11 protein-coding genes are annotated in these 17,418 nt (G+C 43.3%); 3 read left to right on the forward strand and 8 right to left on the reverse strand.

Annotated features, from left to right (window positions below; genetic code table 11):
* Together V7K53_RS11995 and V7K53_RS12000 are read right to left on the reverse strand one after the other, a co-directional pair.
* The coding region (locus tag V7K53_RS11995) for an nSTAND1 domain-containing NTPase (RefSeq protein WP_442940485.1) at positions 1-3,157 on the reverse strand (3,157 nt) is incomplete at its 3' end.
* Complete coding sequence (locus V7K53_RS12000; RefSeq protein WP_335197735.1) at positions 3,130-3,474, reverse strand: hypothetical protein; 345 nt, start codon at positions 3,472-3,474, stop codon at positions 3,130-3,132. The genes V7K53_RS12000 and V7K53_RS11995, both read right to left, overlap by 28 nt.
* Before the next feature lie 270 nt (positions 3,475-3,744).
* Here V7K53_RS12000 and V7K53_RS12005 point away from each other — a divergent pair, with 270 nt between their 5' ends.
* The 3 genes from V7K53_RS12005 to V7K53_RS12015 all read left to right on the forward strand — a co-directional run bounded on the left by V7K53_RS12005 (position 3,745) and on the right by V7K53_RS12015 (position 8,120).
* Complete coding sequence (locus V7K53_RS12005; RefSeq protein WP_335197736.1) at positions 3,745-4,215, forward strand: hypothetical protein; 471 nt, start codon at positions 3,745-3,747, stop codon at positions 4,213-4,215.
* Between the two features lie 10 nt (positions 4,216-4,225).
* The gene (locus tag V7K53_RS12010; RefSeq protein ID WP_335197737.1) at positions 4,226-5,560 is read left to right on the forward strand and encodes a hypothetical protein; all 1,335 of its coding nucleotides are present in this window, start codon (positions 4,226-4,228) and stop codon (positions 5,558-5,560) included.
* Positions 5,561-5,834: 274 nt separating this feature from the next.
* A complete protein-coding gene (locus tag V7K53_RS12015) occupies positions 5,835-8,120 on the forward strand; it encodes an FAD/NAD(P)-binding protein (protein WP_335197738.1) in 2,286 nt (761 codons plus the stop codon).
* A gap of 13 nt (positions 8,121-8,133) precedes the next feature.
* On the opposite strand, the gene V7K53_RS12020 is transcribed toward V7K53_RS12015, so the two are convergent.
* The 6 genes from V7K53_RS12020 to V7K53_RS12045 form a co-directional block, all read right to left on the reverse strand.
* A complete protein-coding gene (locus V7K53_RS12020) occupies positions 8,134-8,823 on the reverse strand; it encodes an SDR family NAD(P)-dependent oxidoreductase (RefSeq protein WP_335197739.1) in 690 nt (229 codons plus the stop codon).
* A 103-nt stretch (positions 8,824-8,926) separates the two neighbouring features.
* Positions 8,927-10,006, reverse strand: coding sequence for an NAD(P)H-dependent flavin oxidoreductase (locus V7K53_RS12025; RefSeq protein WP_335197740.1), 1,080 nt, complete (start codon positions 10,004-10,006; stop codon positions 8,927-8,929).
* Positions 10,007-10,172: 166 nt separating this feature from the next.
* A complete protein-coding gene (locus tag V7K53_RS12030; protein WP_335197741.1) occupies positions 10,173-11,045 on the reverse strand; it encodes a bile acid:sodium symporter family protein in 873 nt (290 codons plus the stop codon).
* 118 nt (positions 11,046-11,163) lie between these two features.
* Positions 11,164-13,569 (reverse strand): sulfatase-like hydrolase/transferase, encoded by a 2,406-nt coding sequence (locus V7K53_RS12035; RefSeq protein WP_335197742.1) that lies wholly within the window; start codon positions 13,567-13,569, stop codon positions 11,164-11,166.
* A complete protein-coding gene (locus V7K53_RS12040; protein ID WP_335197743.1) occupies positions 13,562-14,452 on the reverse strand; it encodes a formylglycine-generating enzyme family protein in 891 nt (296 codons plus the stop codon). Before V7K53_RS12040 ends, V7K53_RS12035 begins: the two co-directional genes overlap by 8 nt.
* A gap of 446 nt (positions 14,453-14,898) precedes the next feature.
* A complete protein-coding gene (locus V7K53_RS12045) occupies positions 14,899-16,707 on the reverse strand; it encodes a vanadium-dependent haloperoxidase (RefSeq protein ID WP_335197744.1) in 1,809 nt (602 codons plus the stop codon).
* Between the last annotated feature and the right edge of the window lie 711 nt (positions 16,708-17,418).

Raw genomic sequence — 17,418 nt, forward strand, 5'->3', positions numbered from 1 at the left:
CGATGGTCTTGCCATCGGGGCTAAATGCTACGCTATTGACCCTATAGCTATGCCCTTTAAAGGTGGTGATTTCTTTAGCTGTTGCCGCATCCCAGAGTTTCACGGTTTTGTCATAACTAGCAGAAGCGATGGTCTTGCCATTGGGGCTAAATGCTACGCCCCTGACCGCATCGCTATGCCCTTTGAAGGAGGTGATTTCTTTAGCTGTTGCCGCATCCCAGAGTTTCACGGTTTTGTCATCACTAGCAGAAACGATAGTCTTGCCATCGGGGCTAAATGCTACACTATTGACCCTATAGCTATGCCCTTTAAAGGTGGTGATTTCTTTAGCTGTTGCCGCATCCCAGAGTTTCACGGTTTTGTCATCACTAGCAGAAGCGATGGTCTTGCCATCGGGGCTAAATGTTACGCTATTGACCTCATTGCTATGCCCTTTGAAGGTGGTGATTTCTTTAGCTGTTGCCGCATCCCAGAGTTTCACGGTTTTGTCAGCACTAGTAGAAGCGATGGTCTTGCCATTGGGGCTAAATGCTATGCTATTGACCTCATTGCTATGCCCTTTGAAGGTGGTGATTTCTTTAGCTGTTGCCGCATCCCAGACTTTCACGGTATTGTCATCACTAGCAGAAGCGATGATCTTGCCATCGGGGCTAAATGCTACGCTATTGACCTCATTGCTATGCCCTTTGAAGGTGGTGATTTCTTTAGCTGTTGCCGCATCCCAGACTTTCACAGTTTTGTCAGCACTAGCAGAAGCGATGGTCTTGCCATTGGGGCTAAATGCTACGCCCCAGACCGCATCGCTATGCCCTTTGAAGGTGGTGATTTCTTTAGCTGTTGCCGCATCCCAGACTTTCACGGTATTGTCATAACTTGCAGAAGCGATGGTCTTGCCATCGGGGCTAAATGCTACACTAATGATCCCATCGCTATGTCCTTCTAAGCGGTTTCTCTCTTGAGTATTGTAAATTCCTCGTTGTAGTGCCAATATAGCTTGTTGGTTAGCCTCTTGTTCTAAATTGGCATTTTTAATTGGTCTACCTAAAATTTGTCTACCTGACTGTGTAGCTGCAATCACAGCCTCAAGTTGCCTGTCAGAAAGTAGAGCAGTCTCTGAACTTTGCGCCAGAGAAATGGTACTTTGTTGTGTTGCTTCCTTGGCTTTGTTCTGAGCGTTATACCATTGATAACCCGCAAAAATAGCTACTCCAGCTAACCCCATACTAAACAAGATAACAACTCTATTTTGCCGCCGTGCTGCTGCCAACTGTTCTTGTTGGCGTTCTTTCTCTTCTCGCTCAAGGCGATTTCGCAGTTCTTGACTCTCCTGAATGTAATCCTGGGCTAACCCATTCAGCATTTGCCAATCGCCAAATCTCGTTAAATATGCTTCTGCTACTGCTAACCTGTCATCTTTTCTAAGAAACCCTGGCTTTTTCTCATTCCTCTCCCATTCTTGGGCTTCCGCTTCAATCTGTCGCTCAATGGCTATTCCCAACTTATATTCCTCTTTCCACTCCCGCAACATTTGCCAATGGCGGATAAGGGCCTCGTGGACAACATCTAAAATTACATCCTGGGAATCCGGCTCATCTCTCTTCGTAATTAATCGTGCATCTTTATCCGCTAACTTCTCACTCACCTGTTGCAACAGTTCCAAAGAATGATGGGAATTAACCAACTCGCGTAAACGCACGCGCCGCCGTACATCTGTGGTTTCTCCCATTTGCGTCAATTCCAGAAAAATCCGCCGCGCCACAGTTTTTTCTGTTGGCGAAAGACTTTCGTAAACTGCATCAGCGCGTTTTTGTAGCGTTCCTTCCACCCCGCCTAAATCCTCATAAGTTTTCAGGCTGAGAACCTCATCGCCTTGATTTCTCGACTCACGCCACAATTCTGTCAACGTATATTGCAGCAACGGCAAACTTCCGGGGTAATCCTCAACATCATTAATTAGTTGCTGTTTTAACCTTCCCTCTATGCCTAATCCTACCCAATCAGCCGGTTTAGTAATCGCTTCTTCAATTTCCTCACGGCTTAAGTGTTCGACGTTGATATAAGGTTTATTAATTCTGCCCGCAAATTTGTGATATTCTCGCCATCTCCCCCGAAAATCCGATCGCATCCCAATGAAAATATAGAGGTTATCTGTACAGTCAATTAATTCCCGCAAACAGTCAAAGAATTCTTGGCGCTGGCTGTCATCGCACATAGTAAAGCATTCTTCAAACTGGTCGATAATCAAGATGACTGGTGTATTTAATGCTTTTAACTCCTCGCCGATGACATGGGCAATATAGCGATTCTCACTTCGTTGCAATACAGTCGGAACCCCACCCCGCATTTGCTTACGCAAACGCTCCCCTCCCCGTTCACGGGGAGGGGTTGGGGGTGGGGTTAATGTTGTCTCTGGAAGCAAAAGATTAGGCAAGGAAAGTGCAAAAGTCTCCTGTAAACTGTCAACAGGAGATTCTTTAGGCGTAAACGGTGTAATATAAGTCCAGCGATCGCTCCCTGGAATCTCTTGTCCTAGCTTCAGCTGGTAAAGTAACCCAGCCCGTAACATAGATGATTTTCCACTACCGGAAGCACCTAATACAGCAATGAGACGATGCTTATCTTTTACCTGTTTAATCAACTGCCCAGTTAGCGCACTTCGTCCATAAAAAACCTCAGCATCTTCCTTTGTCTCGGTAAAATACGACAGCGAACGATAAGGACACTTATCCTGAAAGCTTTTTTGCGAAAATTTAGTTGTCAGCAAAATTGCCCGTGCAGAATTAGCAATTAACGGACGCTGAACTGTATTCGGCATTCGGCTGATAATGAAATCTGCCAATTTGTGGCTATTGATAATCCCATCTGCGTCATTTTCCGGGTTCAATCCTGCAAGTAACGCCTCCGTCAACAACCCCTGCGTGTGGGGAATTTCGACTCCAGTTTCGTAGGAACGGGTTGCAGTAATGAAACAGTAGTCCTTATCTGTAGGAATAAATTTTAATAATTCACCGCTATAGCAGCAATCTAGCCAAACAACAACTCGTTTAGCCTGACTTATTTGCAACTGCTCGCCCAACCAACTTAAGGGTATACCATAGATTTCTGCATCAGGTAAAACATCACTAGTAGCTAAAAATACTTCTTCTTTACCCGCCACAGTTTTGCACCACCCATGTCCTGAAAAAAGAATAACGCTGTTTCTGGCGTGGGGTTTGGATCGGGAGGATTGAAAAGATTAGCGATCGCTTCTCTCAATTCTTGCATTTTTACCGCCCCTTGGCGATCAATTTTACTTTCTCCCTTCGGGTTTAAAGTTCTAGGTAAACACTGAGCGCGAAAAGGTTTATAACCGTATAGTTCTAATTGTTGGGCAATTTTCTCAGCATCCTCTGCTGCTGCTGTGAGCGGCTTTAGGGTGGTGTACTCTGGGTAATAATTAATTCCAATAACTTGAGCAGCCCATTCCGATGCCATTTTTCTTACCTGACTGACTCTGATAACTTTTTGGTTGAACTGTAAGCAAAATCTCTCTACAGCATTCGTTTAAGTTGTATGAAAAATCACTAGAATCCAGTGAAATAAACTATATTGATTTACATAGTAAAAGGTATAATAAAAAACATTATATTTAGTAAATTATTCTTTTTAGAGATAGAAAATCAAAATTGAACATGAAATACATGGTGTAATTATCTCACTGAAATTACGTTTATACTAGTCGTAATGAGTTTGGTATAAAAACCTATGAATACAAAGGCTGACAATACTATCATTGCTTTTCTCTTGGCGTTTCAAGATTTAAAAACCGCCCTTGGAGAACAAGAAAAACAGAATTTAAAAGAAGTTGCCAAACAGTTAGACACCCAACCCAAAGCTTGGGAAGACTATATTAAAGGACGTTTATTAGAAATAATTACCCCTAATCCTGAGTTAAATCAGTCTTATCAATTCTATAAATCTCAATTAGATAATCTAGAAGAAATTCCTCATGATTTACTTCCTACTGAAGCGGAAATTAGTAGGTTCAATACTTTTGGAAATTATCCCATAACTAGAGGCTTTAAACCAAAATATGAAGCTACAGGTTACGAAAGCCAACTCAATAACGTTGTAGTCATTGTTGGTAGTTCTCCTCAACCAGAAGAAACAGTGAAACAAGTCAAATTTTTAGAAAAATGGAAACAATTTTTATCTCAATCCAATCAATCAAATTAGTTTTGCCCTTGTGATGAGCGATTTAATTTATCCGACACTCGATTTGTTTTTATATGCTTTAAAAACTTCCTTAAACACAACTGATGCAGAAACACAAAAAAAACAAGCAGCTTTTTTAGAACAATTACCCTCTAATACTAAATTTTACGATCCTGACATTGAAACTGAGTATCTAGAGATTACTCATCCTCCTCAAATTAACTTTGTTGCCCACAATAAAACTTTAGAAGGATACTATTATGCTGTTAGATTAAATGATACTTATGGGTTGCAAATTGATTGTTCTATTAATAATCAAACCGAAACTCAACCAGCTAATTCTTTTGCAATCTTAAAAACTGAAATTGAACAAAAACTAAATAAAGAACTGGCAATAATTGGAAAAACCTGGTTGCTTTCTGGTTGGCTACCAGAAAATTCATCTCAAAACCATGAAGATATTGCCAAAAAATGCTATTATGCTTTATTTAAAGATACTCCTTGGCAACCAGACAAAGGTACTTTTTTAGATGGGAAAGTTTTTGAAGTAGGGCGATCGCAATATATAAATCAGAGCCTAAAAAATGTATCAACGTCTCTAAATAGTAATGAACATCATGCGATCATTACTATTTATAATAATCGAGAAAGTGCAGAAAAAGCTGCGGAATTTTATAAAGATTGGATGGGGTTGTTTTGTTATCGCAGCAAGATTTCGTGGGCTTATTGGCAAAGTCGTTTAGTCAAAGATTCTCTGCTCAATCATTATAAAAAAATAGAAGAAAATAGAAAAATCACTAATCAAAGTAACTATTGGCAGGAAAATCAAAAAATTACCACTTCTCGCCAAATTTTGAATAATATCGATCGCATTCTCCAGCAATACACAATTGACTTACTCAACCTCTCTTTTCAAAAACAAATTATTGAAATTAACTTATCTAATTATCAACTTCGCTTGGCTTTGATGAAAGAAAAAGCAGGTCAAAATAATCAGTTAGATTTTTTAGAAAAATTTAGCGAACTAGCCAACAAAAAATATTTACCACAAATTACCAAAGATATCGAAAATATGCAGCTTGGCTTGCAACTTCTAGAAGATACAATTAACGCTACTCGCAGTCGCATAGAAGTCGAAAAATCTGAACGAGAACGTAACTTTCAAGAACTTGTAGCTGTTGCTGGTGCTGGGATAGCAACCGTATCTCTACTACAATCACCTGCCAAAGATTTTTGTAGTAAAGAAAGTAGAAAAGATATCTTTGAGAAAATTCCTTATTTTTGCGACTACCCTTTCAGTTCCAGCCTGATGGTTGGAATAATTGTTGGTTTTATGGTTTGGTGGCTGAGAAAAAGATGGCGATAGAGGTAGTTCTCAAAAAACCATGAGCAATTGCACATTGGCTTAATAGTAGCGTTTAAACGCAAACTGTGGATGAATAATTCGATAAGATGATTCCTGTGTAACCCAAAACAACGGTTAATTTATCAATTAGATGTATTTAATAGCTGCTTTCAGCTATTATAAGAATCTATAAGCAATCAAATCTTAATTCTTTCATCTGGGTTGAAAAAGCATTGAGTGCCAGTAAAGAGACTTGATGAAATGAGTGTAACTATTGATTCTAACTAAAACCGCCATGAACCCTAGTTTTTTAACTGCCCATACTCCAACCACGATCGCTATTGTTGGCGGAGGTTTTAGTGGTTCTCTAGTTGCTACCCACCTATTGAAAACTGCCAGTCAACCCCTCACCATTAAGCTGATTGAACGCAGCGATCGAGTTGGCCAGGGAATTGCCTATAGCACAGATACCAACTGTCATTTGCTGAATGTCTCGGCAGGCAACATGAGTGCATTTGCCCACGATCCAGGGCATTTATTACGTTGGCTTCAGCACAACCGCGATGAGTTAACAGTATTTTTTTCAGAAGAAGTCAATGCCAGTACCTTCATACCTCGTAAGGTTTATGGTTTATACATTCAATCGGTTTTAGCAGAAGCAGAAGCCACAGCACCTAGTGATGTGCGACTAGAACGCTTCACCGATGAAGTGGTAGGGGTACAGCCTGAAGAAAAAGGCGCAATGATTTCTCTACGTAGTGGTCGCTGTTTTGCCGCAGACAGAGTTGTATTGGCATTGGGGAACTCACCCTCTGCACCCCCCGCTATTCAAAACCCAAACAGTAATGATGATTATCTGCGGAATGCTTGGTCAGCCGATGCCTTAGCAGACCTTGATGCTGATGCACCTGTGTTGCTAGTTGGTACGGGACTGACGATGGTGGACATGGTTTTATCTCTGAGCGATCGCCAGCATAGAGGTAAAATTTATGCTGTGTCCCGACGAGGATTATTTCCCCTAAAACATCAAGCGGCTCAACCTTATGCCTGCTTCTTGACCCCAGAAAATGCACCAAAAAGTGTACGTGGCTGGTTACGTCGGCTGCGTACCGAGGTGGAAATTGCGGCTACCCAAGGCTACGACTGGCGGGCAGTAATTGATTCTCTGCGTCCCATGATTCAGAAAATCTGGCAAAAACTACCAACCGAAGAACAGCAACGTTTTTTGCGTCATCTGACACCCTATTGGGATGTGCATCGTCACCGCATTGCTCCAAAAGTGGCGGATGTTGTAACTGAAATGCTAGATTCTGGTCAACTCACCATTTCTGCTGGACGGATTCGAGAATATCAAGCTTTGCCGGACGGTGTAGCTGTTACCGTCTGCCTGCGCAAAACCCAAACTAATAATATCTTGCACGTTCGGCGAGTGGTGAATTGTACAGGGGTAGCAGCAGATTATCGCCGATCGCCTCATCCTCTGATTACTGATTTGCGATCGCAGAAATTAATTCGCCCTAATGCCATCGGTTTAGGATTAGATACAGATACCCACGGTGCTTTATATGCAGCAGACGGTAACGTTTCGACGCTGTTTTATACCTTGGGAACTCCCCGCAAGGGCGACTTGTGGGAAACTATAGCCGTTCCAGAATTACGGGGGCAGGCGCAAGAATTATCTAAGGCGTTGTTGCAGTCGCTACCAGTGCGTGTACGTCCTATTCCGACGATGCCTTTGTTAAGCGATGGCAGTGCAGAGATAACGCAGTCAACTTTCCTATTCCGGCAATTTTTTGACCCTGCAACTAGTAGTTATACTTATTTAATTGGCGATCGGCAGACAGGGGATGCTGTTCTAGTCGATCCTGTATTAGAGCAAGTTGACCGCGATTTGGAATCATTGGATGAACTGGGATTAAAGCTACGCTACTGTCTAGAAACTCACCTCCATGCCGATCACATCACAGGGGCAGGCAAACTCAGACAAAAAACAGGCTGTGAGGTGATTGTTCCCCAGAATACTGCTGTAACCAAAGCCGATCGCTCCCTTGTGGGTGGCGAAACCCTAGAGGTAGGATCGGTAATCATCGAAACAATTTTTACACCAGGACACAGCGCCAGTCACATAACATATTTGGTGAACAAAACCCATCTGTTAACTGGTGATGCCTTATTTATTCGTGGTTGTGGACGCACAGATTTTCAGGGAGGCGATCCTGGAACTTTATATGATGTGGTGACACAACGCTTATTCACCTTACCAGATGAGACTTTGGTATATCCTGCCCATGACTATAAAGGACGCACAGTTTCTACCATTGGCGAAGAAAAGCGGCTTAACCCTAGATTTAGCGATCGCAGCCGCAGCCAATTTATTACCATCATGAATAATCTCAAATTGAGTTATCCCCAAAAGATGAATGCAACAGTACCGGCGAATGAATACTGTGGTGATTTTATTCCTCAAGAAAGCTTAGACCAGGCTACGAGTTCGGCAACAGATGAAGAACAGAAGCAAATAGAACTCACAGTTATGACTAACACAGAAATTTACAATGATTACTTTGCTATGTATATCTAGAGCAGAGTGAAAATCAAAATTTTTCCACCCAAGGTCGCAATTCAACTTCCCATGTCCAAGCATTGCGAGGTTGGCGGAGAATGCTCAGGTAAGTTTGAGCGATCGCATCTGGATCGAGTAAACTATCTGGTCGATCGTCTGGTTCTATCCGGGTAGCAGAAAGAATTCCTCCATCAATCACAAAATGCGCCACATGGATATTCTGAGGAGCCAATTCGCGGGCAATGCTTTGAGCCAAACCTCGTAAAGCAAATTTACCCATTGCAAATGGTGCAGACTGAGGATAACCCTTAACACTGGCAGAAGCACCTGTAAAAAAGATCGCTCCTCCACCCACAGCTAACTGACGTTTTGCCGCCGCTTGTGCTACTAAAAAGCCACCATACGCAGTAATTTCTAGTGTTTTGGCAACATCGGCTGGGTCAAGTTCCACAAATGAACCCCGAACCCGCCAGCTAGGATTATACACAACCAATGTTGGTACTCCTAGTTTTTGTTCGACATCTGTAAATAGTCGTTCAACTTCATCTAGTTGAGAAGCATCAGCAGTAAAACTGACGGCTCCAATTTCATCAGACAATGCTTTGAGCTTATCAATGTGTCGCGCTGCTAAAGCAATAGTAAAGCCTTCTTTTGCCAATAAACGGGCTAGTGAGGCACTGAGTCCACTACCAGCCCCAACAATCAATGCAATATTTGTCATATCCTCAATTTCTCCCTCAAATGAATAACAGAACCAACAATTTATTCAGGTTTCCAGCATCTTGAACTTGAAAGTTTCTAGGTTGGTTTTAACTCTTAACTTATTATTTGACTTGTAAAGAAGCAGTCACGGCAAGAAATTCTTGGATCATTTTTTGGATCAGCTCCCCTGCTGGGAGAGCTTCAGCTAATCCTGCTCCCTGTCCTGCCCACATACTGACAAAATCTGGACTTGATTGTTGAGCAGAAGTTTGACGTAAAACCCGTCCTATAGACATCTGAGCCGGGAATGGCAGTACCTTGTCTTTGTGATGCTCCATTTCACGTATAAATCGATTTCGGATTGCTCTGGCGGGTCTGCCGGAAAATACTTCAGTAATAACCGTGTCTTCGTCTAAAGAGTTGAGTACTGCCTGCCTATAGACTTCCGGGATATTATTCTCAGGGCAGGCGAGAAAAGCGGTTCCCATTTGTACCCCGCTTGCCCCAAGTGCAAATGCAGCAACGATTCCACGAGCATCCATAATTCCGCCCGCCGCAACGACTGGAACCGATACCGCATCAGCTATTTGCGGCACTAAGGCTGCTGTTCCAATCAATCCATGTTCATAAGGCACAGCAAAAGTACCGCGATGACCTCCGGCTTCAAAGCCCTGGGCTATAATGACATCCACTCCTGCTTCGACCAGAGCTTTTGCTTCACCAGTTGTCGTCGCGGTAGCTAACACAATTGAGCCTATGGCGTGTATCTCACGAATTGCCTCAATTGGTGCAGGCCCAAAGTGGAAACTAAATACAGGTATTTTCTCTTCAAGCAGGACAGTAAATTGTTCTAGGAATGGTCCTAGTATCGGTATTGGTTCGGGAACAGGCCCCGCATCAAGTTCGTTATGCCATATTTTTAATAGCTCGGACATTGGGGAAGACTGCTCAGGCGCAAGTTCATACGCTTCAACTGCTGGTGCAAACAAATTAACTGCAAAGGGCTGGTCTGTCAGTTCTCGAATTTGCCTGATAAAGGAGCGGAGTTTAGCTGGTGCGGTGGCCGCACCTCCATAGGAGCCAAGACCTCCTGCATTAGATACGGCTGCAACCAACTCAGGTGTGGAAGCGCCCGCCATCGGAGCCTGAATTATTGGGTGTTTGATCTTGAGCAAATCTATCAGTTCTGTCTTAGGCCACATGAGTGTTGCATAAATGCGGGATAATTCAGTTTAATACGGGTATTTCCCAGATTGTGATGCAGATTTACTTCTTCATTTACCATTTTTTCTGTACTTTATTTGAGTTTACAAATTAGCTCTGATAGAGTTCGCTATTTAGTTAAGCTTCTGACTTTTTAACTATTAATTAACCCTGTACCTGCTCTATCTCTACAGCCGTTCCTTGGTCTAGTTCTATGAACTTTGGCCCGGCAATCAGAACCACGATCATCATTAAAATACTCGTCACCATGATGATGCTCACGACGCTGGGATCTTCAAAATTACTTGTAGCTACTAATAATGCTGCGGCAAAATTGCGTTGAGCTGTTCCTACTCCTAGCACTCGTTGGGTATCGATACCAGGGCCACCCAAAAGATAACCGACGCTAAAGGAGAAGACTATGAAAACAGCACAAACTAAAATTGCACCTGTTTGTAATAAGCCAATGATATCGTTAGTGTGAACTATCAGCCTGACTACCAGACCTAAAAGCAATCCGGCATTAGATAATTTGAACAAAATCGGCTGGATAATGGGGGCGATCGCACTCAATTTTGCTTTGATGAATAATCCAACGATCAATGGGCTAACCATCATTAACAATAAGGGTTTGGCAATGTCCCAGGAGTTAATTTGCACACCTTCCACCACTAATGGCAGTACAATCGGCATATAAAAAATTGTGCCCAGCATTAGCAACATCATTAATCCCACCGAGAAAGCTATATTGCCTTTGACTATGTGGGCAAGTTTAGGTAGTGCTGGAGGCCCTGATGCTACTGCCATAATCAGTAAGCCATCTCTTAGTGGTTCACTTAAATGTACTACTAGTAGTAACAAATATACAAAAAGCGGCACTAGCACAAAATTTGTTAGCAGCGATGATATGACTAAGCGGAGGTTGCGGAGTGGTTCCCAAATCTGTTGTACGGTGAGACTTAACCCTGCACCCAGCATGGTGAACACAATAAATGTGAAAAGTGCGAGTTTATCGATTAGTGACAAAATTTCGTTCATGATTTTTTTCTCACGCAGAGGGGCGGAGGGGCAGGGGAGCAGAGGGGCAGAGGAGCAGAGGGGAATGAGGAATAAATTACCCTTTAACCGTTCCCCTTTCCCCAATCCTCAGTCCCTATTACTTCAATTCCAGGGTGACTTGCTGTAAGTTACCGGTGAATGCAAAGGGTGTTTGGTAAGTATCTACCGCAGGTGTGCCAGTATCTTGACCAACATCAAAGGTTTCATCTAAACCAAATCGGTAGCCTACAGTTTTATCAATGCGGCCTTCGGCAACCTGTCGATCGTTGATTGAGAGCTTACCAGTACCACCTGCTCCCGGAGCGCCACCATCATAAGTAAAGTCAAATTTAATTTGGGATTTACCGATCGCAATTGGTTGAGAAGATTGAATGATTGTGCGATCGCTATTTAACAAGTTGTAAGCAAAGGTGGGTTTACCTTCTTGCAAGAAGAAACTCCAACCCGCAAAACGTCCGCCTTGGGTAACTAAAACGCCTTCAGTACCAGATGAAGCAGCATCCACATCGGCAGTGATGCTAAAGGAGCGATTCTTAATATTGGGAGCGCTACCTTCGGGAATCCCTGCAACAGATGTGTAATAAGTAAAGCTATTGCGTCCTGTGGTTAGGCTGGAACGGGTTTTGACATCAAACCGTTGAAGTAAGCGATCGTCCAAAGGCAGAACTTTGTATTTTTTTGCTTCCTTCAAAAATAGATTTTGTAGTTGCGCTAACTTGTCAGGGTTCTGCTTGGCTAAATCGTTGGCTTCACTGAAGTCTTTGGTAATATCGTATAGTTCCCAATTATCTTCATCGAAGGTGGTTTTGGAAACACGCTCCCAAGGTAAGCGTCCATGACGGGCGGCTGCTACCCAACCTCGATCGTAAATGCCACGATTGCCAAACATCTCAAAATACTGGGTTGTGTGATGGGATGGTACAGCAGGATTATCAAAGCTATAAACAAGGCTAGTACCTTCGATGGGTTGTTGTTTTACACCGTTGACTACCTCTGGTTCTTCAATCCCCACAGCTTCCAGAATGGTGGGATAAATATCAATTACATGATGGAATTGGCTCCGCAGTCCACCACGATCTTTGATGCGTTGGCGAAGCCCGCCGGAGGCATCGCCCCAAGCCACAACTAAACCATTGCGGGTTCCGCCGAAGTGAGAAGCAATTTGTTTTGTCCATTGAAAGGGACTATCCACTGCCCAAGCCCAAGCTGCATGAAAATGATTGAAGGTTTTTGGCCCACCTAAATCATCAAAAGCCGCGAGAACTTCTTGAGGACTTTCTGCTACGCCATTAAAGACTTTTAATTCATTGATACTACCTGTTAAGCCGCCTTCAGCACTCGCACCATTATCACCGGCGATGAAAAAAACTAATGTGTTATCCAATTCACCCAATTGGTCTATGGCATCAATGACTCTACCAATTTGTGCATCGGTATGGCTGAGGAAACCTGCAAATACTTCCGCCTGACGCGCATAAACTTTCTGCTCGGTGGGAGTGAGGGAATCCCAAGCCGGGAGTTCCGCCGGGCGAGGAGTCAGTTTAGTATCGGCGGGAATTACACCCAAGGCTAACTGACGAGCAAAGATATCTTCGCGTAATTTATCCCAACCTCGATCGAATTTACCCTTATACTTGTCGATCCATTCCTTGGGCGCATGGTGTGGGGCATGGGTTGCGCCAGTGGCAAAGTAGGTAAAGAAGGGTTTATCAGGAGCGATCGCTTGCTGGGTGCGAATCCACTTAATTGCATGGTCTGCTAGATCGGGGGTAAGGTGATAATCAGGGCGATCGCTTGGTTTTTGAATATGTTGGGTATTTTCCACCAATGCCGGACTCCATTGATTGGTATCACCGCCCAGAAATCCATAGAAGTACTCAAAACCTAAACCTGTCGGCCAGCGATCGAATGGGCCGGCTGCACTGGTTTCATAGTCTGGGGTATTGTGCCATTTGCCAAAGGCCGCTGTGTTATATCCATAATCTCGCAATACTTCAGCGATCGTTGCCGCACTTCTAGGTAAAATCGCAGTATAACCTGGATAGCCTGTGGCTAACTCCTCAACCACACCTGTATTCACAGAATGGTGATTGCGTCCCGTGAGCAATGCGGCTCTGGTAGGAGAGCAGAGTGCTGTAGTATGGAATTGGTTATAACGCAATCCTCTTGCTGCTAGACGGTCTAAATTAGGCGTATCGATCGGGCCGCCAAAGGTGCTGGTTTGTCCAAAACCGACATCATCAAGCAACACCAGCAAAACGTTTGGTGCATTTTCCGGAGCCTTAATGGGTTTGGGAAAGTCTGGTTCGGATTCTTTGTAAGTAATGCCAATTTTGCCTTGAAAAGATGGTTGGGGTAATGGCAATTTGTCGCCGTAGTCCGCCCAAGCAGGTAAAGGTAAGAGACTAGAAAATATTAGCGTTAAGGCTGCCAAAAAGGCGATCGCACCAGAAGTTAACTTGAGAGATGCATACGAAGAATCTCTCTTGTGAGAATCAGTCATACAATTTTGGATTTATAGGTAGTGTGCTGTCAGGCAAATTTTTAACTAGCCGAAACCCGATATGAGTAGTTCCCGTATCGGGTGATTCTGACTCCCGCGCCGCCGGACGGAAGCGGCTACAATAATTAGGAGCGCAGAGATACGATCCCCCCTTGATTACGTGTAACTTTAGTTCATCGGGCTTTTTGGGATCAAAGCTTTGATTTAAAGTAATAGGATTAATTTGATGGGATTTGCGATCGCGTCCAACTTGAAAGAAATCACTAGTCCATTCCCACACATTGCCGGTCATATCATAGAGTCCATAACCATTGGGTGCAAAAGAACCGACGGGAGCAATGCCCAAGTGACCATCGGCTTTGGTGTTGAAAAAGGGAAAAATTCCTTGCCAAGTGTTGGCTCTATGTTCAGAATATTCATTGCCCCAAGTGTATGTTGCACCATCCAAGCCACCACGGGCGGCATATTCCCATTGAGCTTCGGTGGGTAGGGATTTTCCTGACCAGTTGGCGTAGGCTAGGGCATCTTCGTAAGCTATGTGAACAACTGGATAGTTGGATTTGCTAGCGATTGCACTGTCTGGGCCAAAGGGATGTTGCCAATTCGCACCAGTAGTCCAATGCCACCAACTCAAAAAGGAAACTTGCTTGACACCTGGTTTTGCCATCTCAAACACTAAGGAACCCGGTAATCGCTGCTCATTGGGTAAATCGGGAAACTGTTCTTGAGATAAGGGACGCTCTGCAACTGTTACATATCCTGTCGCTTTGATAAATTCACCAAATTGTGAATTTGTTACCTCATATTTATCAATACAGAAGTTAGTCACCGTTACATCTCCAGGCGATCGCTCTTCCACAAAACTGGAATTATCAGACCCCATTTTGAACGTTCCTCCTGAAATCATCGCCATACCTTGGGGACAGAGATTGACTGTGGCTGCGAATGCAGTTGTATGGATGAATAAGAGTGCGATCGCTATTCCCTGAATGAATATTAGTGTGAGAAAGGAATATTTTTTTCCATATCTAATATTCTCAATATTGCTACTTCTAATTGAATGCCTGTAGTTCATCAATAAGATTCAACTTTGCTTAAAATTTATATTATTTTGGATTTGAGATGAACAATCCCTATTCTCTTCGTAGTCTTTGTTAAGAATATATTTTTCCCATTGTTTATTGCCAAAAAATCATTATTTTATATCATTAAAATTACTTTCCAAACTAACTTTTTTAATCGACCCTATCTCTTCAGCCTCTTTTTTTAGTGAAGGTATTGCTGAGTAAAATACCTTTACTCAGCACTCCCATAACACCGAAAATCGGTTTAAACTGTGACTCTTGTACCGTCAAATTTGGTGAAGGTGAAGCCATTGAATATTTCGTTATAACCCAGTCTCTCATCCCTGAGTAGACTAATAGCAACCTCTTCTCCTAAAGCCAAAGCAGCGGAACCATCCGAACGCCAATGGATACCACCATGACCGCGACCAATAGCATAGTTAGTTGCGAGTTTATTCAACTCACCACCTACAGTTAGTGGTGGTCCACTGTAAGCAATTACTTTTGTCGGGTCATTAGGATCGGGCACTACTGGTGAGGGGATAACAAAGTTTTCATCAAAGAATGCTTTCAACAGTGTGACATTGACACCAGCAATAGCAGCCGCACCACCTGTATAAGAGGAATGGGTTGGCGATGCTTCTGGATATGCTTGGGGCAATAGATAGGTGTTGAAGGTGCTAAAGGTCTGAGCCAAAGCTTGGGAATTAAAGACCTCGGAATTAATTGGGTACTGAGTTTTATTCACAATATTGTTGTAGACTAATCCACCATAGGCTTCTGGGCGCAGAATGCGGTGTACATAATACTTCTGCCAGTATGAGGCTCTAATCACACGCGAGCTACCCAAATTAAGCAAGGCTTGTAAATGTCCCACTGCAAAGGTTGCATTAGAACCAATTTGAGTGTTCGATCTGACGTAGGGATTGCCTGGATTCAAAGGAGTACCTATGCTACCAAGAATTAAGGAGGCTCCTAAGTATGTAGGGCCGCCAATATGGGCATACTCACCTAAATCCCGAACTGTGGCTATATAACGGTTTTTGGGATCGTATTTAATGGATTTCCCTGAACTACCTCCATTCTGAATAGCTAACCATTCCTGGAAATTGAGTAGAAAGTCATTACCAGGAAGAGCAGTACGAATCAATGGCGAAACAGACTGAGTTCCCCAAGGAATAGTTAGCAACAAAAATTGTGAGAGATAGGGTCCATCTAGCACCCCTGGCGGAGTAACATATCTTGGACTTGAACCGGAACCGACGTAGTTGACACTACCACGAAATAAAGTTTGAGGGGTGACACGGCTATTTTGTTTTGGCCCTCGAAACGCCGAAAGCTTGTTGAGGTCTTCGACTGCTGCCAAGACTTTTGGGTTATCGGTATTGTTTTGGAGCTTGGAAAGAGGCACATCTCGGAGTAAAGCTTGCCAGTAAAGTTCAACGGCTTCAGCAGCGCGTTCTGCACTAGCTAGAGATGGTGGTGGTGGCACAGCTATCTGCGCTGCATTGATCCCTTCTAGGCTAATTGCTAGAGGCCCTTGAGGATTGACCAGCTTTCTAGTGCCACCCAAGATGATATTTTCATAATCATTCGGGTTTTGCGTTGTCAGTGCTTTGGTCAAAGAGTTGTAAGCTTCCAGCTTGACTTCGCCTAGTTCGTTATGTGGTAGTCCTCTACTATCAGAGCCGATTTTGTTGGGATAACGCTCCTCATCACCGTTGGTCGGATGGGCCGGAATCGGAATATTTCGTTCAAGTGTCGCTGCTTCAACACGTACTCGATAGGCTTTATTAACAAACCTGCTGTAGTCGAAGGGTCGATTATTATACCGTCTGTTGATAGCCTGGGCTTGTACAAAATCTCCTCCCTTCTTTGAGGAGAAAGGTGAACCTAAAACTCCTGCAAAAACGCTAGCGGCACTAAACAAACCAGCACGACCGAGAAATGAGCGTCTGCTGGCATGACTACCAAAAAAACGTTTGCTAGCTACACGGCGTTGTTTCAGTTTATCTTCGCTATTAGCCTGAGTATCTTGCTCGGAACCTTGATGAGAATTTGGATCTAATTGCATGAGATGTTCTCCACTGGAAAAAAATAATGCAAGATTTTAGTCATAAGTGAATACATGAGAATCTGAAAGCTAGAACAACTAGCCACACACGAAATGCCCACCTCTAGAGAAAGAGGTTAATCTAACAGATTGGGGATGATATCTGGGGTTACTTTACTGGAAGGTAACTTGCATAGGAGTGATATCAGGTTCAGTTAAACACTTAATAATATCTGTAGACTGGGTTGAAGAATGTAAAACCGAATGCGAACAGTGTCTCATAGAGAAGGGGCTTCCCGTGGGTGAACCCAACATTTGATCCTTGTTCATGTTAGGTTTTACTGTCGTTTAACCCAACCTAAATTGATAGATTTTATTAGAATTAATCACCCAAACTTGATATGATTCTCCTGACAGTAATATCGGCATTCAATGCTGCTATGATGCCTCGATCGCATGGCTGTTATACTTTTGTAGTTGTAATCAGTCCGATCGGATGTTGCCGGGATTAAAGCATAGCTAAAACCACCGCTTGCTTCCAGTCAAGCTAAATAATACTGTAAATCTATCGATTTACCGTGTTTTGCAGATATTAAATCAGACTTTCTCACAATCGGTGATAAAAATCAAGAGGTTTTTACAATAAACTTAGCAAGAGTGTGAAACCCCCAGAGTAACAGCACACAGCGTCGTATTCTCTGCTTGAGACTGTGGATGAAACGCGACGCGGTG

The sequence above is a fragment of the Nostoc sp. genome (assembly GCF_036917355.1).
In the GTDB taxonomy this organism is placed as follows: Bacteria; Cyanobacteriota; Cyanobacteriia; order Cyanobacteriales; family Nostocaceae; genus Nostoc.

Bases quoted from the DNA above. Each gene is read 5' to 3' on its own strand.
- V7K53_RS12000 (WP_335197735.1), bottom strand. From the start codon at position 3,474: ATGGCATCGGAATGGGCTGCTCAAGTTATTGGAATTAATTATTACCCA.
- V7K53_RS12005 (WP_335197736.1), top strand. From the start codon at position 3,745: ATGAATACAAAGGCTGACAATACTATCATTGCTTTTCTCTTGGCGTTT.
- V7K53_RS12015 (WP_335197738.1), top strand. From the start codon at position 5,835: ATGAACCCTAGTTTTTTAACTGCCCATACTCCAACCACGATCGCTATT.
- V7K53_RS12020 (WP_335197739.1), bottom strand. From the start codon at position 8,823: ATGACAAATATTGCATTGATTGTTGGGGCTGGTAGTGGACTCAGTGCC.
- V7K53_RS12025 (WP_335197740.1), bottom strand. From the start codon at position 10,006: ATGTGGCCTAAGACAGAACTGATAGATTTGCTCAAGATCAAACACCCA.
- V7K53_RS12030 (WP_335197741.1), bottom strand. From the start codon at position 11,045: ATGAACGAAATTTTGTCACTAATCGATAAACTCGCACTTTTCACATTT.
- V7K53_RS12035 (WP_335197742.1), bottom strand. From the start codon at position 13,569: ATGACTGATTCTCACAAGAGAGATTCTTCGTATGCATCTCTCAAGTTA.
- V7K53_RS12040 (WP_335197743.1), bottom strand. From the start codon at position 14,452: ATGGGGTCTGATAATTCCAGTTTTGTGGAAGAGCGATCGCCTGGAGAT.
- V7K53_RS12045 (WP_335197744.1), bottom strand. From the start codon at position 16,707: ATGCAATTAGATCCAAATTCTCATCAAGGTTCCGAGCAAGATACTCAG.